The organism is Pseudomonas sp. Z2-11 (assembly GCF_054161305.1).
The window spans coordinates 2,913,567-2,937,338 of record NZ_CP096395.1 but is presented as its reverse complement, the minus strand read 5'-3'; the positions used below and the strand labels follow the sequence as shown (position 1 = coordinate 2,937,338).

Annotated in this window: 19 protein-coding genes; 9 read left to right on the top strand and 10 right to left on the bottom strand. The window is 62.8% G+C overall.

Features of this window, described 5'->3' with window-relative positions; all coding sequences use genetic code 11:
* The first annotated feature begins 143 nt into the window (after nucleotides 1-143).
* The 3 genes from M1E16_RS13055 to M1E16_RS13045 are packed head-to-tail and all read left to right on the top strand — an operon-like array spanning nucleotide 144 to nucleotide 2,963.
* Nucleotides 144-944, top strand: a complete 801-nt coding sequence (locus M1E16_RS13055) for a MipA/OmpV family protein (protein ID WP_434623774.1) — start codon at nucleotides 144-146, stop codon at nucleotides 942-944.
* Nucleotides 944-1,630 carry a response regulator transcription factor gene (locus M1E16_RS13050; RefSeq protein ID WP_434568519.1) on the top strand — a complete coding sequence of 229 codons (687 nt, stop codon included), beginning with the start codon at nucleotides 944-946 and terminating at the stop codon, nucleotides 1,628-1,630. Before M1E16_RS13055 ends, M1E16_RS13050 begins: the two co-directional genes overlap by 1 nt.
* Entirely contained in the window at nucleotides 1,599-2,963 is a 1,365-nt protein-coding gene (locus M1E16_RS13045; protein ID WP_458130173.1) for a sensor histidine kinase, read from the top strand. Before M1E16_RS13050 ends, M1E16_RS13045 begins: the two co-directional genes overlap by 32 nt.
* Before the next feature lie 42 nt (nucleotides 2,964-3,005).
* Here the strand turns inward: M1E16_RS13045 and M1E16_RS13040 are convergent, their stop codons facing one another.
* Nucleotides 3,006-3,941 (bottom strand): MBL fold metallo-hydrolase, encoded by a 936-nt coding sequence (locus M1E16_RS13040; RefSeq protein ID WP_458130172.1) that lies wholly within the window; start codon nucleotides 3,939-3,941, stop codon nucleotides 3,006-3,008.
* Nucleotides 3,942-4,201: 260 nt separating this feature from the next.
* On the opposite strand from M1E16_RS13040, the gene M1E16_RS13035 reads away from it, so the two are divergent.
* Nucleotides 4,202-4,675 (top strand): (2Fe-2S)-binding protein, encoded by a 474-nt coding sequence (locus M1E16_RS13035; RefSeq protein ID WP_458130171.1) that lies wholly within the window; start codon nucleotides 4,202-4,204, stop codon nucleotides 4,673-4,675.
* Between the two features lie 12 nt (nucleotides 4,676-4,687).
* A complete protein-coding gene (locus M1E16_RS13030; RefSeq protein ID WP_458130170.1) occupies nucleotides 4,688-6,928 on the top strand; it encodes a molybdopterin cofactor-binding domain-containing protein in 2,241 nt (746 codons plus the stop codon).
* Nucleotides 6,929-7,104: 176 nt separating this feature from the next.
* Here M1E16_RS13030 and M1E16_RS13025 read toward each other — a convergent pair whose 3' ends face one another.
* Together M1E16_RS13025 and M1E16_RS13020 are read right to left on the bottom strand one after the other, a co-directional pair.
* Nucleotides 7,105-7,368, bottom strand: coding sequence for a DUF2790 domain-containing protein (locus M1E16_RS13025; protein WP_434623781.1), 264 nt, complete (start codon nucleotides 7,366-7,368; stop codon nucleotides 7,105-7,107).
* 162 nt (nucleotides 7,369-7,530) lie between these two features.
* Nucleotides 7,531-9,051 carry a methyl-accepting chemotaxis protein gene (locus M1E16_RS13020; protein WP_458130169.1) on the bottom strand — a complete coding sequence of 507 codons (1,521 nt, stop codon included), beginning with the start codon at nucleotides 9,049-9,051 and terminating at the stop codon, nucleotides 7,531-7,533.
* A 167-nt stretch (nucleotides 9,052-9,218) separates the two neighbouring features.
* On the opposite strand from M1E16_RS13020, the gene M1E16_RS13015 reads away from it, so the two are divergent.
* Entirely contained in the window at nucleotides 9,219-10,367 is a 1,149-nt protein-coding gene (locus M1E16_RS13015) for a MalY/PatB family protein (RefSeq protein WP_458130168.1), read from the top strand.
* A 177-nt stretch (nucleotides 10,368-10,544) separates the two neighbouring features.
* On the opposite strand, the gene M1E16_RS13010 is transcribed toward M1E16_RS13015, so the two are convergent.
* Nucleotides 10,545-10,949 carry a VOC family protein gene (locus M1E16_RS13010; RefSeq protein ID WP_434568526.1) on the bottom strand — a complete coding sequence of 135 codons (405 nt, stop codon included), beginning with the start codon at nucleotides 10,947-10,949 and terminating at the stop codon, nucleotides 10,545-10,547.
* Between the two features lie 186 nt (nucleotides 10,950-11,135).
* Here M1E16_RS13010 and M1E16_RS13005 point away from each other — a divergent pair, with 186 nt between their 5' ends.
* Complete coding sequence (locus M1E16_RS13005) at nucleotides 11,136-11,993, top strand: SDR family oxidoreductase (RefSeq protein ID WP_434568527.1); 858 nt, start codon at nucleotides 11,136-11,138, stop codon at nucleotides 11,991-11,993.
* Nucleotides 11,994-12,212: 219 nt separating this feature from the next.
* On the opposite strand, the gene M1E16_RS13000 is transcribed toward M1E16_RS13005, so the two are convergent.
* From M1E16_RS13000 to M1E16_RS12990, 3 genes are read right to left on the bottom strand one after another with little or no spacing between them, the layout of a single operon-like run.
* Nucleotides 12,213-12,656: a DUF421 domain-containing protein gene (locus M1E16_RS13000; RefSeq protein WP_434697786.1), complete on the bottom strand. Its 444-nt coding sequence runs from the start codon at nucleotides 12,654-12,656 to the stop codon at nucleotides 12,213-12,215.
* Between the two features lie 7 nt (nucleotides 12,657-12,663).
* The gene (locus M1E16_RS12995) at nucleotides 12,664-13,182 is read right to left on the bottom strand and encodes a hypothetical protein (protein WP_458130167.1); all 519 of its coding nucleotides are present in this window, start codon (nucleotides 13,180-13,182) and stop codon (nucleotides 12,664-12,666) included.
* 10 nt (nucleotides 13,183-13,192) lie between these two features.
* Nucleotides 13,193-13,693 (bottom strand): CinA family protein, encoded by a 501-nt coding sequence (locus M1E16_RS12990; protein WP_458130166.1) that lies wholly within the window; start codon nucleotides 13,691-13,693, stop codon nucleotides 13,193-13,195.
* A gap of 167 nt (nucleotides 13,694-13,860) precedes the next feature.
* Between M1E16_RS12990 and M1E16_RS12985 the strand changes: the two genes are divergently transcribed.
* The gene (locus tag M1E16_RS12985) at nucleotides 13,861-14,472 is read left to right on the top strand and encodes a Yip1 family protein (protein WP_458130165.1); all 612 of its coding nucleotides are present in this window, start codon (nucleotides 13,861-13,863) and stop codon (nucleotides 14,470-14,472) included.
* A gap of 155 nt (nucleotides 14,473-14,627) precedes the next feature.
* Nucleotides 14,628-18,773 (top strand): CheR family methyltransferase, encoded by a 4,146-nt coding sequence (locus tag M1E16_RS12980; protein WP_458130164.1) that lies wholly within the window; start codon nucleotides 14,628-14,630, stop codon nucleotides 18,771-18,773.
* A 248-nt stretch (nucleotides 18,774-19,021) separates the two neighbouring features.
* On the opposite strand, the gene ligD is transcribed toward M1E16_RS12980, so the two are convergent.
* The 3 genes from ligD to M1E16_RS12965 are packed head-to-tail and all read right to left on the bottom strand — an operon-like array spanning nucleotide 19,022 to nucleotide 23,770.
* Nucleotides 19,022-21,637, bottom strand: coding sequence for a DNA ligase D (gene ligD / locus M1E16_RS12975; protein ID WP_458130163.1), 2,616 nt, complete (start codon nucleotides 21,635-21,637; stop codon nucleotides 19,022-19,024).
* Complete coding sequence (locus M1E16_RS12970; protein ID WP_434674361.1) at nucleotides 21,634-22,797, bottom strand: carboxylate-amine ligase; 1,164 nt, start codon at nucleotides 22,795-22,797, stop codon at nucleotides 21,634-21,636. The genes ligD and M1E16_RS12970 overlap by 4 nt, the downstream gene beginning before the upstream one ends.
* Nucleotides 22,769-23,770 carry a methyltransferase gene (locus tag M1E16_RS12965; RefSeq protein ID WP_458130162.1) on the bottom strand — a complete coding sequence of 334 codons (1,002 nt, stop codon included), beginning with the start codon at nucleotides 23,768-23,770 and terminating at the stop codon, nucleotides 22,769-22,771. Before M1E16_RS12965 ends, M1E16_RS12970 begins: the two co-directional genes overlap by 29 nt.
* Nucleotides 23,771-23,772 lie beyond the last annotated feature (2 nt).

Genomic DNA, 23,772 nt, shown 5'->3' with positions numbered 1-23,772 from the left:
CTTGAGGCGGCAACTATCCGCCAGGAAACCTTGCGCAAGTCTTACCGGCAAAAAGGCGCTTACCCGGGCCGAACCGTAAGTGTTCAGTAAGAAGAAGTTCTCAACGATAGGGACGCTTTCATCCCATTGATCCGGAGACTTCCATGCCCCTGTCCATTTCGAAAACTGCAATTGCGATCCGGTTGACCACCGCCGGCACGGCGTTCGTGCTGGGCGTGTGCGCGTCGATGGCGGCCAGTGCCGACCAGCCTGAAGGCTCCGCCTGGGGGCTTGGCGTGGGTGCGGTCAGCAGCCAACAGCCGTACGAAGGCATCGACCGTGACAGCGAGGTCCTGCCGCTGATCTATTTCGAGAATGAATACCTTCGTGTCTTCGGCCCCACCGCCGAAATCAAGCTGCCGGGCCTGGAGATCAGCGACACCCAGCAGCTCGATTTCAGCCTCGTCGGCGAATACGATTTCAGTGGCTACGATGACGACGACGCGCGAATCCTGGAGGGCATGAGCGATCGCAAGGGCGGATTCTGGGCGGGCGCCAAGGTCGAATGGCGCAATGACCTGGCCGATGTCAGCGCCGAGTGGCTGGGCGATGTTTCGGGCAACAGCAAGGGCCAGCGTTTCACCCTGGGCCTGGAGCGATCCTGGCGGATCGGCGAACACATCATGCTGACGCCACGGCTGGCGGCCATCTGGCAGGACGAAAAATACATCGATTACTACTTTGGCGTTCGGGAAAATGAAGCTCGCATCGATCGGGCGGCCTATGATGGCAAGTCCGGCATCAACACCGAATTTGGCGTACGTGGAAACTATATGTTCGATGACCATCACTCCGTGTTCCTGGACCTCAAGGCGACGAGCCTTGCCAATGAAATCAAGGACAGCCCGCTGGTCGACCAGTCCACCGAGAACAGCGTGCTGTTCGGCTACCTGTACCGTTTCTGATGAGCCGCATTCTGCTGGTCGAGGACCACGAACGCCTCGCGCAACTGGTGTGCAAAGGCCTGGCGAGCGCCGGCATCGCTGTCGATGTCATCAGCCGCATCGACGCGGCGTGGGCGGCAATCCAGCAAGTGCCTTACCAGGCGCTGGTGCTTGATCGCGGCCTGCCGGATGGCGATGGGCTGCTGTTGCTGGCGCGTTTGCGTAATGCCGGGCTGGGCCTGCCGTGCCTGGTCCTGACCGCGCGTGACGCGCTGCATGACCGGATCGAAGGCCTCGATGCAGGAGCGGATGATTACCTGCCCAAGCCGTTCGCCATGGACGAAATGGTCGCGCGCGTGCGAGCCCTGCTGCGTCGCCCCGCAGAGCGGCGTTCGTTGGCGCCTTCCCATGGCGACCTCAGTGTGCAGCCCGACACAGGCCTCATGTGCAGCGTCGAAGGTAGCATTCCGCTAGCGCCGGCGGAGATGCAGATCATGCTGTTGCTGCTGCGCAAACCTGGCGAAATCGTCCGGCGCAGCGCCATCGAGGCGGCGGCATGGGGCCTGAGTGAAGCCGTGACGCCGAACGCCCTGGACGTGGCCCTGCATCGGATTCGCCGCAAGCTGCTGGCGATCGGTTCCCATCAACGGATAGTCAACCTCAGAGGCCTGGGTTATGCCCTTCGGCAAGACGATCTGGCGCAATAGCATCAGCTTCAAGGTACTGGTCGCCTACGTCGCGGGCGTGGGCTTGAGCATCCTGCTGATTGCACTGGGCGCGTTCGCGCTCATCACGTCCAAGAGCGATATCCTGCTGACCACCGACGTCGCCGAGCGCACCCATGAGCTGGCCGGCAAGCTGCAGTTCGACGCGGCGGGCCGACCCACCGGGTTCGACAACAGCGAGGGCGATCGCGTCTGGACCTTCAACAGCCTGGGCGAGGAAATCGGCTATCGGGTGCTGGATTCAGAGGCAAGCGTCCTCCTGGCTTCCACTGACGAGGCATTCTGGGCTTCGGCCGCAACGGTTCGCCCCGCGGAACAGGGGCGCTTCAAGTTCGAGCGCAAAGGCATCACCATGTACGCCGCGACCGCTCCGGTGGAGCAGGTCGACCACACCTTGTACCTGCAATTCGCCGTCAGCGAACGCCTGATGGACCTGCTGCACAAGGGCTTTGCCTGGCCTTTCATGGGCGCCGGGATCGTCCTGTTCAGCCTGGTGCTGCTCTTCGTCTTTGGCACCTGCGCCTATTTCACGCTGGGCTACACGCTCAAACCGCTGCGCGAGGTCTCGGAGTCGGCGGCCGCCATCTCCCCTCGCTCCCTGCACTCACGGCTGGATGTCAAAACCGTGCCGTCCGAGGTAGCGCCGCTGGTGACCAGCTTCAACAGCGCGCTTGAGCGCCTGGAACACGGCTACCGGGTCCAGCAGGAATTTCTCGCAACCGCCGCGCACGAACTGAAGACGCCGCTGGCGCTGATCCGCGCACAGCTCGAACTGATGGCGCCAGACAAGGGCCGCGACTCGCTGCTCAACGATGCCGAGCACATGACGCGGCAGGTCCAGCAACTGCTGCTGCTGGCCGAGACCAGCGAGGCGCATAACTACAGCTTCGCCGCCGTGGATGTCATGGAGGTTGCGCGGCAAGCGGCAGGTTATCTGCAACGCATGGCCGACGCGGCCGATGTGCGCCTCGTCCTGACTGGCCCGACGGCTGTGGCAGAGCCCTGGCAGGCCGACCGCAGCGCCCTGTTTACCCTGCTGAAAAACCTCCTGGAAAATGCCATCCAGCATGCGCCTCGTGGTACCCAGGTGTTGCTGGAGCTCGGCGCCGATACGCTGACTGTGCGCGACTGGGGCCCGGGAGTGACGCAGGAGCAAATGGCGCAGATATTCACCCGTTTCTGGCGCGGAGCTCATCGCCGCGATCATGGCGCCGGGCTGGGCCTGACGATCTGCCAGGAAATTGCCCGGGCCCACGGGTGGAGCTTGATTGCACGAAGAGCGGAGCCCGGGTTGTCGTTTTTTTTGTCTCGCTGAACCCTGAAATCTGCGGCTGTCGAATGCCGGGATAGCCGCCGATCAATAATCCCAGGAGCCCGCCACCCAACGAAACGCGTCCCCGTCCACCGCCACGCGTCCCACGGAGGGAAACGACAGGTGGGTCGCGACGAACCATTCGCCGCTCGCGGCGGCCTCTTGCAGCAAACGTACGCGAACGCGCACGGCTTCTTCCGGGTCGTGCTCGAAGCCGTTTTGCCAGTCGGGATGGTCGAAGGCCACCGGAAACAGGGCATCGCCGGCAAACGTCAGCTTTTCGTTGCCGGATGTCACGTAAACCACGCTGTGCCCCGGAGTGTGGCCGCCGGTGCGCTTGACCACGACGCCCGGCGCGACTTCGTGCTCCTGTTCAAAGGTCTGCAGTCTGTCGCGGTAGACGTCCATGAACTGCCGGGCCGTTGTCCGCAGCACGTCCGGGACCGGCGCGGGCATGTCGGTGCGCGAGAAATCCGGCGCCGCCCAGAACGCGACTTCGGTCGCGCAGACGTGGATTCGCACGTCGGGACTCAAGCGGTTTTTCACATCCTCGACAAGCAGTCCGCCGATGTGGTCCATGTGCATGTGGGTGATCACCACATCGGTGATGGACGACAGCTCGATCCCGGCAGCCTCCAATCGCCGGGGGAACTGCCCGGCACGCGGGAAACCGGGAAACTGCCCGCCCAGTCCGGCGTCGACCAGCAACGTCTGCTCGCCGCTGCGCACCACCAGCACATTCAACGCCCAATCGAACGCATCGGGGCCAAGGTACATGTCGCTGAACCAGGCGGCACGGGCGGCCGGGTCGGCATTGGTCGACATGGTCGAGGTCGGCAGCGGCAGCACGCCATCGCTGACCACCAGCACATCGATGTCGCCGACCTTGAGCGCATAGCGCGAAGGCACCAGTTCCTCGGTCGCTGACCTGCTCAGGTTTGTCGGGTCTTTCTGCGCAGTCTGTTGCAGAACCATAGTCATGCTCGCTCTCCTGTTTTCGATGAGGCGATCGCGCTGTTCAATACGAAACAGCTGATCACCTGGAGAACGAGTGTGCATCGCGGCGCAGCACGCTCGATACCATACGGGGGTATGGCCGGCATACATCTTGGCGTGGGCGTTTCAAACGAAAGGACGGTGGATTTGCAAGATTGGGCAATCATCGGACCGGATCGTGCAAGCTTTCCCCGCCGATGCTTTCTATAGTAATCGGTGCCAAACCATCTGGAGCTGGTCCGACTATGAGCGCCCTCAATATCAACGGCCGTGAACACACGGTTGACGTAGATCCCGGCACCCCGATTCTCTGGGCCCTGCGCGACACGCTGGGCATGACCGGCACCAAGTTCGGCTGCGGCGCAGCCCTGTGTGGCGCCTGTACCGTCCACCTGGATGGCCAGGCCATTCGCTCCTGCGTGACGCCCGTTGCCGCCGCGGTTGGCAAGAAGATCACCACCATCGAGGCGGCCACCGATGGCAGCGATCCGGTGGGCAGTGCCGTGCATGACGCCTGGGTCAAACATGACGTGGCGCAATGCGGTTACTGCCAGAGCGGCCAGATCATGAGCGCCACGGCGTTCCTCAAGGCGCAGCCCAAGGGCAAGCAACCCACGCCAGCCGAGATCGACTCGGCCATGGCCGGCAATATCTGCCGCTGCGGCACCTACGCCCGCATTCGCGCCGCGGTGGCCGATGCCGCCAAGACCCTCGCCTGACAGGAGCTCGCCATGCTGAACGAGATTTTTCCCAACGAGCTTCCGCGCGCCTTGCAGCACCTGCTTGAACGCGACGACAGCGACGGCCCCGCCACCCTGCCCCGGCGCAGCTTTCTCAAGATCGTCGGTATCGGCGGCCTGGCCTTGGGTGCGTTTCCTCACCTGGCCTTGGGGCAACAGGCCAACGGCGCTGGCGACGGCGCGCTCAAGCCGACTCAACAACCTTCGGCCTTTGTGCAGATCGCGCCGAATGGCGAAGTCACCGTAACGATCAACCGCCTGGAGTTCGGCCAGGGTGTCCAGACCGGCCTGCCGATGATTCTCGCCGAGGAGCTCGACGCCGACTGGAGCCTGGTGCGCACGCGTAACGGCAGCAACGACTCGGCCTACATGGACCCGGCGTTTGGCATTCACCTCACCGGCGGCTCCAATTCGATCAAGAACAGCTACACCCAATACCGCGAACTGGGCGCCCGCGCCCGCGCCATGCTGCTCAGCGCTGCCGCCGCGCGCTGGAACGTCGATGCGGCGAGCCTGACCACGCAAAACGGCACGGTGTTGGGGCCTGGCGGCCGCAAGGCCAGTTACGGCGAGCTCGCCGAAGCGGCCATGGTGCTGCCCGTTCCGGAGAAGGTCACGCTCAAGGATCCCAAGGATTTTCGCATCATCGGCCAGGCCACCACCCGCCTCGATGCCAAGGCCAAGAGCAGCGGCCAGCAGGATTTCGGCATTGATGTGAATCTACCGGGGCAACTGACCGCCGTGGTCGCCCGGCCACCGGTGTTCGGTGCCCGGATCGCGTCCCTGGACGACAGCGCCGCACGGGCGACCAAAGGCGTGAAAGCCGTTTTGCGCGTGCCGCTGGACGGCGGCGCCGAAGGCGTTGCGGTGGTTGCCGACGGTTACTGGCCGGCGAAGCTGGGGCGCGATGCGCTTAAAGTCGAGTGGGACGTGGCCAAAGTCGAGAAAGTGGACACGGAAAAACAGCTGGCTCAGTACCGGGAACTGGCCGGCAAGCCTGGCCTGGTCCACTTTGATGCCGACATGAAACCACTCGCCACGGCGCCGCATCAGTTGGAGGCCGAGTTCATTTTCCCTTACCTGGCCCACGCGCCCATGGAACCGCTGAACTGCACCGTCCAGTTGTCCGAAGGTCGCGCCCAGTTGTGGGTCGGCACGCAATTCCCCGGCGGCGATGGCGCGGCGGCGGCCAAGGTGCTGAATCTCAAGCCCGAGCAAGTCCAGGTCAATGTACAGACGGCGGGCGGCGGCTTCGGCCGGCGTGGTGTGCCCAGCAATGATTTCGTCGTGCAGGCTTGTGAAGTGGCCAAGGCCGCCCGTGCTGCCGGCATCGATGCGCCGGTGCGCACGCTGTGGAGTCGAGAAGATGACATCAAGGGTGGCTACTACCGCCCGATGCACCTGCACCGTGCGCGCATCGGTTTTGACGACAGCGGCAAAGTCCTGGCCTGGGACCACGCCCTGGTCGGGCAATCCATCCTCACCGGCACGCTGTTCGGCGGGCAGATGAAAAACGGCATCGACCCCACCGCGACCGAAGGCATGCGCGATCCCTACCCGCTGCCGATGCGCTTGTCCGTGCATCATCCCAAGCTCAACGTGCCGGTGTTGTGGTGGCGCAGCGTGGGTTCCACCCATACGGCTTTTGTGATGGAAACGCTGATCGACGAAATCGCTCGCGCGACGAAACAGGACCCGGTGGCGTATCGCATGAACCTGTTCGGCGATCAAAGCCCACGCCATCGCGCCGCGCTGCAACTGGCGGTGGACAAGAGCGAATACGGCAAGCGTCAACTGCCCGCCGGACAGGCCTGGGGCGTGGCGGTCCACGAGTCGTTCAGTTCGGTGGTGGCTTATGTGGTGGAGGCCTCGGTGCAGGATGGGCGTGCGGTGCTGCACAACGTGACCGCCGGGGTCCATTGCAACCTGGTGGTCAATCCGCGGAGCGTCGAAGCCCAGGTTCAAGGCGCGGCCCTGATGGGCCTGTCGATGTGCCTGCCGGGCGGTGCCGTCACGCTGAAAGACGGTGTCGTGCAGCAGAGCAACTTCGCCGACTTCAGCGTGCCGCGCATTACCGACATGCCACAGATCGCCGTGCACATCGTTCCCAGCGCCGAACCGCCGACCGGCATGGGCGAACCCGGCCTGCCCGCCCTCGCCCCGGCGTTTGCCAATGCGATTGCCAGCCTGACGGGCAAACCGCTGCGGCAGTTGCCGTTCAACCTGGCGTAACCGGGTTTAACGCCGACCCTTCAGCGCCGGCGACAAACCCGCCGTACTGTTGTGGCGAGGGAGCTTGCTCCCGCTCGGTTGCGTAGCGACCGCAAAACTTGGGGCCGCTACGCCCGAAGCGTCGGACCGGCCCAGCGGGAGCAAGCTCCCTCGCCACGGTTAGCGGTCATCGGCGATCAATTATCCTGGTCGCACCCCTGGGCCAGAGCGCTGTAGTCCAGCGCCCGGATCGTCCCGGTGGAGTCCAGATAGGTCATCCGCGATTCAACGACGCCGCAGCCCGAGCCCGACCCTTGCTTGACCGACAGCACCTTGGCGATGTCCAGGTGATCGCCGTACATGTAGGTGTGTGGCTTGACGCTGTCCTGGGCGTTGGCGGTCAGGGCGCCGAGGCTGAGGACGGCAAACAGTGAAGCGAGGCTGAGGTTCTTCAGGTTCATGGTGATCTCCGGCGTTTGAGTGAGGTCCTGAGACGGCATGTGCTGTCTCGATGGGCTCATTAGACGCCGGCGAGGTATCCCGGGTGTGTCAGCAACGGGCTTGAAGGAATCAGTTCGTATCGACAGCGGGGCTGGATACACAGCGATACATTTGTATCGACGCTATTTTCGCTCAAGCTGCCGGTCTGTCCCATGAAACGCTTGCCCCAGCGCCGCCAGCCGCTCCGCCAAAGGCGGCAGGCATTGGCTGCTGCGGGTCAGCACGCCAATGTTGTCGGCGTTGCGCTCGGCCACGGCCTGTACGGTTTGCAGCCGCTCGTTGATGCCCATCGACGCCGCGGACTGTTGCTGGGTCGTGCTGGCGATCAGGTCGTTGAAATGGTTGATCACCGCGATGTCTTCGACGACGGCATGCAACAGTTGCGAGGCCTGCTGGCTGGCGGACACGCAACGCTCGACCCCTTCACGGCTGTCTTGCATGGCGATCGCAGCCTGACGGCTGCCCTGTTGCAGCTTGGCGATGATCTGCTGGATTTCCGTGGTGGAAGTCGAGGTCCGTTGGGACAGCGTCCGGACCTCGTCGGCCACCACGGCGAACCCACGCCCCTGCTCGCCGGCCCGGGCCGCCTCGATGGCCGCATTGAGGGCCAGCAGGTTGGTCTGTTCGGCGATGCTGTTGATCACGTCCAGCACCTGGCCGATCTGCTGCGCCTGCTCGGCCAGCAGTTGCACGGTTTCATTGGTCAGGTTGATCCGCCCCGCCAGCTCGAGAATTTCTTCCCGGGTCTGGTCAACCGTGGTGCGCCCCCGGTTGACTTGCTCGTTGGCCTGCCCGGCGCGCTGCAGCGTCTGGCCGACGTGGCCGGTAATACTCTCCATGGCCTGCATCAACTGGCCGATTGCGCCGCTCATCTGTGCCACTTCGTCCAACTGGTGCCGGGCACCGTTTTCCAGGGTCCGGCCGACCTGGGACAGGTCCTGGCCAAGATCCGACAGGTCACGGGTGTCGCGCACCACACCGTCCACCAGGTTGGTCACTTGCAGGAGGAAATGGTCGAAACGCTCGCCGGATGAGACTTTCACGCCCTGGCTGCGTTGTGTGTCGGTGTCACGACTCAACTGCGCGGCGGCGGCCAGCACCTTGTCGAGCACGTCCTGGTTGTCCGTTGCATCGGCCAGGCTCTGGTTCGCCAGGTAGATCAAAATCACGCTTTCGACGACGACATAAAAGGCATGCACAAAAATCATCGTCCACCCGCCGTGGGCATCCATCACGAACACCGGGTAGCCCTGATGCTGGAGCCAATGAAACCCGACGTGGTGAACGGCGATGGTACCGGCGGCCACGACGATCGGCAGCCAGTCGCGATAGAACGTCAACACCGCCAGCAGCACGAAGATGCCGAAGTGGAACTCGATCACGCCTCGGGTCTGGTTGATGTGCAGCGCGGCCATGACCATCAGCGCCATGGCGATGATGCAGCGCATCGCACGGGTGCCGCCGATGCCCCGGTAGAGCAGCGTAGCCAGCAGGCACGTGGGTGCGCCGATCAGCAGCGCCTGGCTGAAGGTCGAATGAAGAAATGCCAGGCCCAGCGAATACAAGAGCGTGAGCCAGAGCAGCCCGAGCATGATGCGATCGGCTTTGCGGTAGTGATCATTAAAGCGCAGGGGCGATTTCATCGGGCTGTCCTTGTCATGAACGGGGCGTCCGTCGGCGGCGTATCGACGTCTCGGGACGAAACTGTAGCGCATTGCAACAAATTAATGGCAATTAGCTACCAATCTTTTTGTCCAGCCTCTTTGCTTTATGATGGCCCGATTCTGTATCCCTGACTGATGGAACCACCATGACTTTCGATTTCGACCAGGTGTTCGAACGCCAAGGCACCGGCAGCACCAAATGGAGCCGTTACCCGGCCGAGGTATTGCCGATGTGGGTGGCCGACATGGATTTTGCCGCCCCGCCGATGGTGATCGATGCGCTGCACAAGCGCCTGGAGCATCCGATGCTGGGCTACAGCGTGGCCCAGGACAGCCTGCGCGCCGCCATCGTCGCCGATCTCTGGAGCAAGTATGGCTGGCGCGTCGAGCCCCAGCAGATCCTGTTCCTGCCGGGGGTCGAGCCAGGTTTCAACATGGCTTTGCATGCGTTGGTCGAGCCGCAGCAGAACGTTGTGGTGCAGGTGCCCAACTACCCACCGCTGCGTCATGCGCCGGGCCATTGGAACCTGAACAAGGTGGAGCTGCCCTTCACCCCGCTCGACGGAGAGTTCCACACGCCCCTGGGCGCATTGCGCGACGCCTTGCAGGGCGGCGGCGCGTTGCTGCTGAGCAATCCACACAACCCGCTGGGCAAAGTGTTCGGACGCGACGAACTCAAGGCCGTAGCGGACATTTGTATCGAGCAGGACGCCTGGATCATTTCCGACGAGATCCATGCCGAACTGTGCTTCGATGGCCGCGTGCACATCCCCACCGCCAGCCTCGGCGCGGAGATTGCCGAGCGCACCATCACGCTGATGTCGGCCAGCAAGGCCTACAACATCGCGGGGCTGAAAACCTCCTTTGCGATCATCCAGAACGCCAGGCTGCGCGAGCGGGTCAACAGCGCCAGGGCGGGCATGGTCGACAGCGTTAATGCCCTGGGCCTGGAGGCGACTCGTGCCGCCTACAGCGAAGCGGGTCCGTGGCTGGAGGCATTGAAGGCCTACCTGCAAGCCAACCGGGACTACCTGGTCGACGCGGTGAAGAACCGCCTGCCAGGCGTGACCATGACCGTGCCCCAGGGGACCTACCTGGCGTGGCTGGATTGCTCCGGGCTGGGGCTGGACGATCCGCAAGCGTTTTTCCTGAAGGAAGCCAAGGTCGGCTTGAGCGCCGGGATGGATTTTGGCGATGATGCCGGGCAATTCGTGCGGCTGAACTTCGGTTGCCCGAGGGCGTTGCTGGAGGAAGGTCTTGCGCGGATGGAGCGGAGCCTGAAAGCCCGAGGCTGAGCAGATCCCCCCGTGGCGAGGGAGCTTGCTCCCGCTCGGTTGCGTAGCGACCGCAAGATTTTGGGGCTGCTACGCAGCCCAGCGGGAGCAAGCTCCCTCGCCACAACAGCGGATCACCTCAAGAGCGGATGACCTCACGAGCGGATCACCACAGGAGCAGATCACCTCCAGATCGGGTCAGTCATACATATCCGGCGTATGCACAAAGCACAACTTGTTGCCCTCCGGATCCCGGCAATAAGCCCCGAAGTAATCCTTTGAATACTGCGGCCTCGGCCCCGGCGCGCCTTCGTCGAAACCGCCCATCGCCAGGGCCATGTCCCAGGCGGCGCGCACGGTCTGCGGCGAATCGGCGGCGAAGCTCACTTGCATGCCATTGCCCCAGGTCGCGGGCAGGCCATTGATCGGCACCTGGACGAACACCTGCGGCCAATGCCTGCCGGGTTGATGCCAGCCTTCCCCGGGCGGGCCCGAGTCGTCTTCGCTGTCCATGCGCACCAACCCCAGGCACCCCAGGACGGCATCGTAGAACGCGACCATTTTCGGTAGATCCCGCGCACCAATCTGAATGTGACTGAACATGCCCTTCTCCTTATGAAGCGTTGTTTGCATTGGAGAGTACGCCCGCGTCCCCGTTCAGCCGATCTTGGGCCCGCTCGACGAAACGCTAGCGGTCACGCTCATCGACCGATGGGAAAATCCGACCGAACTCTGCCTGAAACGCCACAGTCCACCCTCCATCGCAACCACCTGCCATGGAGAACGAAAATGGCCGATTACCCAACCCCACCCTTCCCCAAACAAAGCCAGCCCGTCCCCGGCAGCCAGCAGAAGATGGACCCGTATCCGGACTGCGGTGAACAAAGCTACAAGGGTTCCGGTCGCCTGGCGAACAAGATTGCCCTGATCACCGGCGCCGACAGCGGCATCGGGCGCGCGGTAGCCATTGCCTTCGCCCGCGAAGGCGCTGACGTGGCCATTTCCTACCTGAACGAGCATGAGGATGCCAAGGAGACCGCTCGCTGGGTCGAACAGGCCGGCCGGCAATGCCTGTTGCTGCCCGGCGACCTGGCGGACAAGGCCCAATGCCGCAAGGTCGTCGATGAAACCGTGGCGCGCTTCGGCCGCATCGACGTCCTCGTCAACAACGCCGCGTTCCAGATGACTCACGAAACCCTGGAAGAGATTCCGGACGAAGAATGGGTGCGCACGTTCGATATCAACATCACCGCAATGTTCAGGATCTGCCAGGCCGCGGTGCCGCACATGAAGGCCGGTGGATCGATCATCAACACCACCTCGGTCAACTCGGACATGCCCAAGCCGACGTTGCTGGCCTATGCCACGACCAAAGGCGCCATCGCCAACTTCACCGGCGGCCTGGCGCAGATGCTCGGGCCCAAGGGCATCCGAGTGAACAGCGTCGCGCCAGGGCCGATCTGGACGCCGCTGATCGTTGCCACGATGCCCGAGGAAGAAGTGCAGAACTTCGGTTCGCAGACACCACTGGGGCGCCCCGGCCAGCCCGTGGAAGTGGCGCCGATCTTCGTGCTGCTTGCCTCGGATGAGTCCAGCTACATTTCCGGCTCGCGGTATGCGGTGACCGGGGGCAAGCCGATCCTTTAAAGCTCGTCGCAATCCCGCGGACCATGGCCCCTATGCCCCCCCTCGGCTATGGGCTCCGGGCTCTGTGCTTTTGACTCTGTGGCGAGGGAGCTTGCTCCCGCTGGGCTGCGAAGCGGCCCTGAAATCTTGCGGTCGCTACGCAACCGAGCGGGAGCAAGCTCCCTCGCCACAACAGCACTCCCGCCACAGCTGAAGATCACTCCCCGCCACTACCAAGGATCACTCCTTGGCAATCACCGAAATCTTCCCGTTGCGTTCGATGATCGCGAACTTGATCTGATCCAGGGTCTCGATGCCCTGGCTCGAGCGCGCCGCTTCCATGATGTCTGCCTCTATCAGCCGGGCGTGACGCATGCGCCCCTGCAAGATACGCCCATCCTCGACGATGACGGTCGGGCCACCATCGATCAGCCGCGAAACCCAGTCGGAGCGCAGCTTGAGCAGCGAAAACCCGACATCGATGGCAATCAGCGTGACGATGACCATGAACGAATTGGTCATCGAGAAATCGTCCCCCAGCAATGCCTGCTGGGTAGCCTCGCCAATGATCATCAACAGGACGAAATCGAAGGTGGTGATCTCCGCCAGCGAACGTCGCCCGGCGATCTTGAACAACACCAACAATACCGCGTACATCGCGGCGGCTCGCAATACCGAATCCATACGTCACCTATGGAAAGATGAATTGATTGAACCTGACCTCGGCGCCATTGGGCGTTGCGATGCGGCTTTTATAGTTACCGAGGCCTTCACCGAGCAGTGACAGGTGCAGGTTGGCCCGCCCCTGCCCGTCGGCCCGGATCCAGACCTTCATACCCTGCCCCGCGGCGGCCGAACGCACTGGCTGCGGTTGCACGCTCTGCACATCGAACCCCTCCAGCCAATCGCCGCCAAGCTCCACCTCCAGCACCGCGTTGGGCGAGCCCTGCAGACGGATGACCAGCGGATTGACCGAGCCGTTGCGATGGAACATCTCGTATTCGACGCCAATGCTGCCGTCCGCGCTTTGCGCTTCGCGGCTGCTCAGCGGACCACGGGAAAACAGCCCGAGCAGGGTCAGGATCACCAACAGCACCAATACGTACCAGCCGACCCGCTCGAAGCGCCAGACCTTGTGCTGGAATACCATGTCCTCTTCCACCGGGAACTGGCGGCTGCGGTGGTCGTCCTGTTCACGCTGATCGATCATGGGGCCGCTCCTATCGAAGTTCACCGGCCAAAGCACGCTGGTGGTAGCAGGGCAATTGCCGCAAGGCGTACTCGCTGGAGAGCAACTGCACCTGGCGCCGGTCGCCAAAGAATCGCTCCTGGCGGCTGAACAGCGCACGCTGGCCGTTTACCTCGAACGCCCAGGCAAAACAGACCGTGCCAGCAGGTATGCCGTCCTTGTCGTCCGGCCCGAGCAGGCCGGTGGTAGCGACCGCGACGTTGGCGTTGGCGTCGCGCAACGCGCCCAAGGCCATTTCCTCGGCGACTTCGCGGCTGGTGAGATTGAAGGTATCGATGGTGCGCGGCTTGACGCCGAGCAAGCGTTGCTTGGCTTCGGGGGAATACACCACATAGCCGCTTTCGATCAGCGAGCCACTGCCCGGCACTTCCGCCAACAGAGTGACGATCAGCCCGGCGGTGCAGGATTCGGCGGTGGTCAGGCGCAGTTCATGTTCTTGCAGATAATCAACCAGGGATTGGGCAACAGTCATGGCATTCAGTCCTTCATGGATGCTGATGGGTTGACCCCCGCGGTTTCGAATCATTCCCTTTATCGCGCCGTCGCCCGGACACGCCAAATAAATGAAACCCCTGGCCGATCCTGTACCTCATAACGGTATGAGCCTCATGCAGAGGCTGTCCTGATCAGGAGGTCGTCATGTCTGTGCTTTTCGTCAAGCTGTTCACCCATCCGGAATTTGCCTGGGGGGACATTCGCGAGCAGGAGCAGGCTCACCCTCACCATTACCTGGCCCATCTGCTGTTACTGGCGTTAATTCCGGCGGTGTGCCTGTTCGTCGGCACCACCTGGACCGGCTGGAGCCTGGCCGAAAACGAGACCGTGAGGTTGAGTCAGGCCAGCGCCTTGCAACTGTGCGCCCTGCTCTACCTGACCATCGTGATCGGCGTCTCGCTGATGGGGCTGTTCATCCGCTGGATGTCGCGCACCTTCGAGGCCCGGCCCACGGTCAACCAGTGCATCGGTTTTGCCGCCTACACCGCAACCCCGTACTTCCTGGCCGGCATCTTCGGGCTGTACCCCAGCCGCTGGCTGGCGGTGGCGGTCCTGTTGCTCGCCTCGGTCTACTCGACATTCCTGCTGTTCGTCGGTCTGCCCAAGTTCATGGGCCTGAAGAAAGAACAAGGTCTATTGTATTCGGCGAGCGTCTGGGGCGTCGGTTTACTGGTGCTGGTCACGATCCTGGTGGAAATGATCCTGCTGTGGTTCAACTACCTGCAACCGGAATACCTTCGCGTGCCAGTGGGCTGAGCCCGCGTCGAGGCGCACAATGACGGAAGCCGCGGCCAGGCGAACATCCACTTCGCAATCTTCGCCTAACCCGACTATCCTGCGAGTTTTTGCATCCTGAATATCGAGGCGACAGCGCTGGACCGCTGCGCCGCCCTTCCTAAGGCCAATGTCATATGTCTTCATCAAGCAAACGCTCTCCCAACGTGCCACAGCGACGAGAGTTGAGCCCCAGCAACCTCGATTTTCCGGTAGTAGGAATCGGCGCCTCCGCGGGCGGCTTGCAGGCCATCAAGCAATTTTTCGAGCACATGCCCAAGGACAATGGCATGGCGTTCGTGATCGTCCTGCACCTGGCTCCAGACCATCAAAGCATCGCCGACAAGATCATCCAGGAATCGACCAAGATGCCGGTGCTCCAGGTGAGCGAGACGGTCGCTATCCAGAAAAACCATGTCTATGTCATTTCCCCCGCCCATCATTTGTCGATGAACGACGGATATCTGAAGGTCAAGCCGGCCGAGCCGCGCCTCGGCGGGCATGTGGCTATCGACCTGTTTTTCCGCGACCTGGCCGACGTACACAAGGAGCGGGCATTCTGCCTGGTGCTGTCGGGCACCGGCTCCGACGGAGCCGTGGGCCTGTCGCGCATCAAGGAACAGGGCGGCGTGACCATCGCCCAATCGCCCCAGGACGCCGAATTCGACGGCATGCCCCAAGCCGCCATCGACACCCAGATGGTCGACCTGGTGCTTCCCGTGGTGGAGATGCCGCAAAAGCTCTTGGAGCTGTGGCGAAATTCTCAGAATATTCGTCTGCCGACGGCCAACGACCCGGAAATCAAGACCCAACCGCCAACCTCCGAGCGCGAAGCAGTCGCCGCCGAGCAATCGCTGCATGACATCCTGGTGCAGCTGCGCGCTGGCACCGGGCATGACTTCAAGCATTACAAGCGGGCCACCGTGCTGCGGCGCATCGAACGGCGCATGCAGGTCACCGCCCAGCCAGATCTGGGCGCCTATTACGCGTATCTGCAGAATCACCCCGAAGAAACCAAGGCGCTGCTGGGCGACCTGCTGATCGGGGTGACCAATTTCTTCCGCGATCGCGAAGCCTTCGAAGCCCTGGAGCGCGACGTCCTGCCCAACCTGTTGAAGCCGGTCGAGCCGGGTAGCGTGCCGCCTGAGGAAATCAGGATCTGGTCGGCCGGCTGCTCCACCGGCGAAGAGGCCTATACCCTGGCCATGTTGCTCAGCGATCAGTTACAGCACGATTCGAGCAACGCCAAGCTGCAGATATTCGCCACCGACATCGACGAACGCGCGATTACCGTGGGGCGCGGCGGCGCCTACCCGGAAGCGATCATTACCGACGTGCCGCCCACTCGCCTGCGCCAATATTTCCTGAAGGAAAGCACGACGTACCGTGTGCGCAAGGAAATCCGCGAGCGCGTGCTGTTTGCCAAACACAGCCTGCTGTCGGACCCGCCCTTCTCGCAGATCGACCTGATCGTCTGCCGCAACCTGCTGATCTACCTCGACCGCGAGGTGCAGCGGGAAATCCTGCAGATGTTCCACTTTGCCCTGCGCCCGGGAGGCTACCTGTTCCTCGGTTCGTCGGAGTCGGCCGATGCCTGCAGCGAGCTGTTCAGCCCGGTGGACAAGCGCAACCGGATCTTCCGCGCCAAATATGGCACTGCCGCCAGCCGCCGAACCCCGACCATGCCCCGTGGCGGTTACGTGCGCAGCACCTCGTCCCTGGCCGCGCCGCAAATCATCGCGCCGCGCAAGGTGTCGTTTGCCGATATCCACTTGCGTGCCATCGAACGGGCCGCGCCACCGAGCATAATTGTCGACAGCAATGGCGACATCCTGCACATGATCGAAACCGCCGGCCGCTATCTGCGCCACGTTGGCGGCGAGATGTCGCGTAACCTGCTGACGCTGATCAACCCGCAGCTGCGCCTGGAAATCCGCACCGCCTTGTTCCAGGTGAACCAGAACGGCCAGCCGGTCAAGTCCCGCCAGGTCAATATGGAGCGCGATGGCAAGCGCTTCCTGGTGGACCTGCTGGTCCAGCCGTATCGCGACGACGAATCCGATGGCGATTTTGTCCTTGTCGTGTTCGAGGAGGAGGAAGTCGACGCCAGCCAGCAAGGTACTGCCATCACCAGCCAGACCGAAAACCAGGTGCTGGCCAATCTGGAGCGGGAGCTGCAGCGGACCAAGTCGCACCTGCAGGACACCATCGAGCAGGCCGAGGTCTCCAGCGAGGAGCTCAAGGCCTCCAATGAAGAAATGCAGGCCATCAACGAGGAACTGCGCTCGGCCACCGAGGAGCTGGAAACCAGCAAGGAAGAGCTGCAATCGATCAACGAAGAGTTGCTGACGGTCAACTACGAGCTCAAGACCAAGGTCGAGGAAACGGACAAGATCAACGACTACCTCACCAACCTGATCGCCTCCACCGACATCGCCACGGTATTCGTCGACCGCAGCATGCGCATCAAATGGTTCACCCCGCGGGCCACGGAAATCTTCAGCATGCTCCCGGTGGACACCGGCCGTTCATTGCTCGACATCACTCACCGCCTCGACTATCCGCACATGTCCGCCGACGCCACCCAGGTTTTCGAATCGCTGAACATGATCGAGCGCGAAATCAGCAGCAACGATGACCGCTGGTACATCGCCCGCCTGCTGCCCTATCGCTCCAGCGAAGACCACATCGACGGCACGGTGTTGACCTTTATTGACATCACCAAGCGCCGTGCCGCTGAAGAAGAGTTGCGCCTGGGCGAAGAGCGCATGCGCCTGGTGGCCGAAAGCACCCGCGACTACGCGATCATCCTGCTCGACGAACATGGCGTGATCACCAGTTGGAACACCGGCGCGCAGTTGATTTTCGGCCATACCAAGGCCGAAGCCGAAGGCGCTTATTACGACTTCCTCTTTACCCCGGAAGACCGTAGCTACGGCGCTCCTGAAACCGAACTGAGCACCGCTCGTGCCAAAGGCCGTTGCGAAGACGAGCGCTGGCATCAGCGCAAGGACGGCAGCCGCTTCTTCTGCAGCGGCGAGGTCACGCTGCTCAGTGGCGACTACTTGCAGGGCTACGTGAAGATTGCCCGTGATCTCACCGGGCATAAGCGCCTGCACGAAGAACAGACCCAGCGGCTCATGGAAACCCAGAACAACAGCCACTTGAAGGATGAGTTCTTCGCGGTCATGTCCCACGAACTCAAGCACCCGTTGAACCTGATCCAGCTCAACGCCGAGTTGCTGCGCCGCCTGCCGGTGACCAAGAGCGTCACTGCGGCTGCCAGGGCGGTCAACACCATCTGCGACGCTGTTACCAGCCAGGCGCGCATCATCGACGACCTGCTGGACGTAGCCAGGGTACGCACTGGCAAGCTCAAGCTCAAGCGCCTGGCGGTCGATCTCGGTCGCGTGCTGCAAGACATCTACACCGTGGTGATCAACGACAATCACCCGAACAAAGTCACCCTGGAACTGCCCGAAGGGCCCGGCAGCGAGCTGATTGTCAACGCCGATCCGACCCGGCTGGAGCAGATCATCTGGAACCTGGTGAATAACGCGCTGAAATTCACCCCGAACGGCGGCCGCGTGCAGTTGATCGCCAGCCAGGACGGGCGCATGGCTCGCCTGGACGTCAAGGATTCAGGCGTCGGTATTGCCGCGGAACACTTGAGCGAAGTGTTCGACCTGTTCGGCCAGGCCGAGACCCAGCATGCGACCCATCAGCGCGAAGGGCTGGGAATCGGCCTGTCGCTGGTACGGCAGTTGACCGAAGCCCACGGCGGCAGCGTCGAGGTCAAGTCCGAAGGGCTGGGCAAAGGCTGTACGTTCACCATCCGCCTGCCCTTGAGCAGCGCCGAGCTGGCGCCCAAGCCGCAAGCCTGCGAAGAGCAATCCGGACGCCTGAGCGGCTTGACGGTGTTGTTGGTGGACGATTCCCCCGACGTGCTCGATACCCTCAAGCTGCTGCTGGAAATGGAGGACGCCAACGTCGTTGCGTTCGATCAACCGTTGCAAGCGCTGGAAGCGGCCCGGGACGCCCGTTACGACGTGGTTATCTCGGACCTGGGCATGCCGGTGATGAATGGCCATGAACTGATGCAGGCGCTGCGCGAGTTGCCCCACATCAAAAACATCCCGGCCATCGCCCTGACCGGGTACGGTGCGTCTGTCGACATGCACAAGTCGCAGCAGTCGGGTTTCGACCAGCACATCGGCAAACCGGTGTCCTATGACGAGTTGATCGAAGCGATCGAGCAATTGCGGCGGGCGCGGGTTTATTAGGCAGATGGCCGGCCAGGGATGGGACTTCCAGCAGGATAATCCCTTTTGTATCAGAGGTGCCTCTGGTGGAAATGGCCTTTTTGTGGCTAGAGGCGCTCTCCAGTGGCAACTGCTTTTGTGGCGAGGGAGCTTGCTCCCGCTCGGTTGCGCAGCGACCGCAAAAAGCTCAGGGCTGCTGCGCACCCCAGCGGGAGCAAGCTCCCTCGCCACGAAGGCAGTCCAGCTCCAGATAATGAGTCCGCCTTCAGCTACTTGGCGGTGGTCTTCATCCCGATCCGCCGACGCATCTCGGCCGTGATGCCCTGGCGGGTTTTCTTCAGGTCCGCCCAAGGCTCATGCCCCACCTCGGCTAGCCGCTCATGCACGTTGTGCACGTTCCACAGGTTGGCGCCCTTGAGCTCGGCCACTTCTTCGCGATAAATCGGCACCGACACCGGCAGCCCTTCACGGGTGCGGGCGGCATAGGCACAAATGGTCGTGGCGCCCAGGCCGTTGCGCAGGTAATCGATGAAAATCCGCCCCACCCGGTTTTTCGGTCCCGATACCGCCGAGAAGCGATCGGGCAACAGCTTGGCCATGTGGCTGACAATGGCGTGGCTGAAGCCCTTGACCTCGTCCCAGCCCAACTTGCGGGTCAGCGGCACCACCACGTGGATACCCTTGCCGCCGCTGGTCTTGAGAAATGCCTTAAGGCCCAGTTCATCCAGCACCGACAAGGTCAGTTGCGTGGCTTCCACCATGCTTTTCCACGGCAGCGCCGGGTCCGGGTCAAGGTCGAGGACAAAACGGTCGGGCTTGTCCAGGTCTACCGAAGTGGCGTTCCAGGTGTGCAGCTCCACGGTGCTCATCTGCACCGCGCCAATCAACGCTTCGGCGTTATTGATGATCATCACCGGTTGCCCGGTCAGGTCCTTGTCCAGGCTGGTGATGCCGGGAATCGCCAGGCGCTCGGGGTTCTTCTGGAAGAACAGCTCGCCGGCGATGCCATCCGGCGCGCGCACCAGCGCCACCGGGCGGTCGGCCAGTTCCGGCAGGATGAACTCGGCAACGCTGGCGTAGTACTCGGCCAGTTGCATCTTGGTCGTGCCACTGCTGGCATCGATGATCCGGTCCGGGTGGGTAATACGCACCTTGCCGTCCAGGGTCGGTGCCTGGGTGGTCTTGGCTTTGGTCTTGGGCTTGGCCGGTGCCGGCTCCTCCTTGGCGGCGGTTTTTTTCCTGGCGGGCGTCTCTACCGTTTTCGGCAGTTCCTGGGTAATCGCCTTGGCCGGCTTGTCGTTGCGCAAGCCATGGAACACCGCGTGGCGTACCGAACCTTCCTTGGTCATTTCGGCAAACGCCACTTCGGCCAGTAATTCCGGCTTGAGCCAGTGCACCCCCTTGGCCTCGTAACCAGTGGGGGGGTTGACCACGGCGGCTTTTTTCGTTTCCAGGGGCAACAGCTGCTGGTAGATGCTTTTGAGGGTCGTTTCGTTGAAACCGGTGCCGACCTTGCCGGCATACCGCAGCTCGCCGCTGTCCACGTCATGCAGGCCCAGCAACAAGGCACCGAACGCGCTGCGCGAGCCCTTGGGCTCGCTGAAGCCGACCACGACAAACTCCTGGCGATTCTTGCATTTGAGCTTGATCCAGTCGCTGCTGCGCCGGGACACATAGGCGCTGCCCTGGCGTTTGCCGATCAGTCCTTCCATGCGCATCTGGCAAGCGCTGTTGAGCAGTGCTTCGGGGGTTTCCTCGAAGGCGTCGGAAAAGCGCAGCAACGAATCTTCATTCGCCTCAAGCACCGCTGCCAGCGCGGCCCGACGCTCCTCCACCGGCACTTTGCGCAGATCCATGCCGTTGAGGTAGGGCAAATCGAACAGGTAATAGGCGATCTTGCCGCTGCTGCCGACATCAAAGGCATTCTGCAAGGCCTGGAAATCCGGTACGCCTTGCTCGTTGGCGACGACCATCTCGCCGTCGAGCCACGCCGACTCCAGCCCCAGCGCAGCCAGGGCCTCGGCCTGTTTCGGCAGTTTGTGGGTCCAGTCATGGCCGTTGCGGGTGATCAAGCGCACATCGCCGTCGTCGATACGCGCCATGACCCGGTAGCCGTCGAACTTGATTTCGTAGAGCCAGTCGCCATCGGGCGCGCTGTCCACCAGCGTCGCCAGTTCCGGCTTGAGGGTCTCGGGAATCGGGCCGGCAACGGCGCCGCTGAGGGTGGTCTTCGCATTTTTTTTCGACGACTTCGGCGGCGCGGCTTTTTCCGGTTGTTTCACCGCTTTGGCAGCGGCGGCCTTGCCCCGGCGCTTGGGCACGATCGTGCGGTCGCTGAGCACGCTGTCCGGCTCGGCCTGGACCACGTCGTACTCGCTCTCCGGACGGGCCGCGTCGTCCTGATGCTTGATCAGGAACCATTGCTCCTGTTTACCGGGCATATGGGTGCGCACCAGGTTCCACAGGCCGGCGAGTTTCTCCCCGCGTAGCTCGAACTTGAGCCGGCCTTTCTCGTAGGCTTCGTGTACATCGCCCTGGGGAATCCACACGCCCCGGTCCCAGACAATGACCTCGCCGGCGCCGTAGTGCCCTTCGGGAATGCTGCCCTCGAAGGTCGCGTAATCGAGCGGATGGTCTTCGACATGCACGGCCAGGCGCTTGACCTTCGGATCCAGGGACGGTCCCTTGGGCACTGCCCAACTCTTGAGCGCGCCGTCCAGCTCCAGGCGAAAATCGTAATGCAGCCGCGTGGCATCGTGCTTCTGGATGCAGTACTGCAAGGCATGGGCGGTTTTCGCCGCTTTGCGCGAGCGCTTCGCCGCCGGTTCAGGGGTGGCGGCGAAGTCGCGCATGCGGTTGTAGTCTTCAAGGGTTTTGCTGGTCATGGGCCACCTGCAACTTGCGCAAGGGTCGGATCGGCCACGGGCATCCCGGCGGTTTCCGAGAGCAACTGATCAACCACCCGGCTCAGGGCCTGTTCGATGGAGTCCCCCAGCAGCAAGCCTTGTTCATACAGTACGACCTGGCGATCAGCACTGGTGCCCTCCTGAACGATCCGGCGGGCCTGCTTGAACACGTCCTGTACGCCCAGCGCTGTGGCGGTGTCGGCGAAGGTCTGCTCGGCCAGGTTCAGCCATTCGCCAATGAGCATGGGTTGTTCCTGCCCCTCGATGATGAATTCCGCCAGGATGCCGTGGCGCTTGGCCCGGTAGCGGTTTTCCTTGAGGATCCACTGCGACATCAGGCTGTAATTGGCCCCAGGCTTGGGCTGGGCGCAGGCATGGGCAACCATCAGGCGAAACAGCGAAACCAGGCACAGGACGTCGTCGATCCGCGGGCAGGCATCGCAGATGCGCAGCTCCAGCGTCGGGTAACGCGACGACGGCCTGAGCACCCACCAGCAATCGCTGGGCTGGCGAATGGAGCCGGTGCGCGTGAGCATGTCGACGTAGCCGTTGAACGCGGCCTCGTCGGCGAAGAACTCCGGCACGCCCATCCGCGGCCATTCATCGCAGGCCACCTGGCGATAACTGCTGAAGCCGCTGTAGCCGCCGTTCCAGAACGGCGAAGACGCACTCAGCGCCAACAACATCGGCAGCCACGGCAACACTTCGTTCATGACCTTGACCCGGTCCTGATCGCCCGGTACTTCCACGTGTACATGCAGGCCCGATAACACGCTGCGGCGCGCCACTCGCTGGTAGTCGTCGAACAATTGCTGGAAATGCAGCTCGTCGGTGGGCTGCAAGCCGACCGTGGTCATCGGATGTGAGCCGGCGCTCAATAATCCCAGGCCGTGGGGTGCCAGGCGCCGCGTCAGGCCGCTACGCACCTGGGCCAGGTAATCGGCGGCCTCCGCCAGGTTCTCGAAGATGGGCGAAGCCATCTCCACCTGGCTCAGGAACATCTCGTGGGCGAAATGCTCACCTAGCTCCTCCCGGCATGCCGCAATCGCCGCCGCGGGCGGCTGGTCGGGCATGTGCCGGGTTTGCAGGTCGGTGACGAAATATTCCTCTTCAATGCCGAACTTCAGACGCCTGTTCATCGATGTTCCCTCCGATACCCGCACCCGTGCGGGTGACAACCAACGCCACCACGGCGATCCGTTCCACGTCCTGATAACCCGGGGTCAGCAATTCCTCGCCGAAGACATCCGGGTCCAGTTCCCGGTAAGTCCAGCCGTACTGCGCCGAATCGCGCCAAGGGCCAAGCGCCTCCAGGAACGGATCGCGACCGTCGACCATCGCCACGCCGGTGTAGAGCACCAGCGAGCCACCAGGCGTAAGCCGGGGCAACGCCTGCTCGACGATACGCAGCGACAGGCCGGCGCCCAGCGCGCCGCCACCATGGCGATAGGCGCGCTCGGCCGGGTCGGCCATGTACGGTGGGTTGGCAACGATCAGGTCAAAGCTGCCCTCGACGTCCCGGAGAACATCACTGTGGGCGACCTCGACGTTGGCAACCTCGGCCAGCGCGGCGTTGACCGCGCACAGGCGCAGGGCCAGGGGATTGATGTCCACGGCGAGAACCTCGGCCTCGCGCCGGGCGCGGGCAATCACCATGGCCCCGACACCGGCACCGCAGCCGATGTCCACGGCCCGATGCACCGCGGTGAAGTTCTGTTGCAGGTGGGTATGGATCAGATGGGCGAACCGATAGCTGTCCGGGCCGAAAAATACTGCGTCATTGGCCTGGGTGGGAAACTGCGAATGGGCGAACAGCATCCCGTCCAGGCTCGACCAGCGCACGCGGCTGTATAACAGGCCGTCACGTTCCTCCAACACCTGCGCCTCCTGCAACTGACGCTGCTCATCGGCGGAAATCAGCCCAGGCGCGAACGGCCGCGACCAGCCGAAAACGTCCCGCAGGGTCTTCGAGCGCTCGTTGTCGGGCCGTTTATTGACCCGCTCATGGGTCAACGGTGTCGGGGTGATGAAACGGTAGCCGTCGGCGTGCAGGCGGCGACCCAGTTGCAGCAGCGCCAGGTCGGGTTCGGACAGGCGATCTTCCTGATTCATGC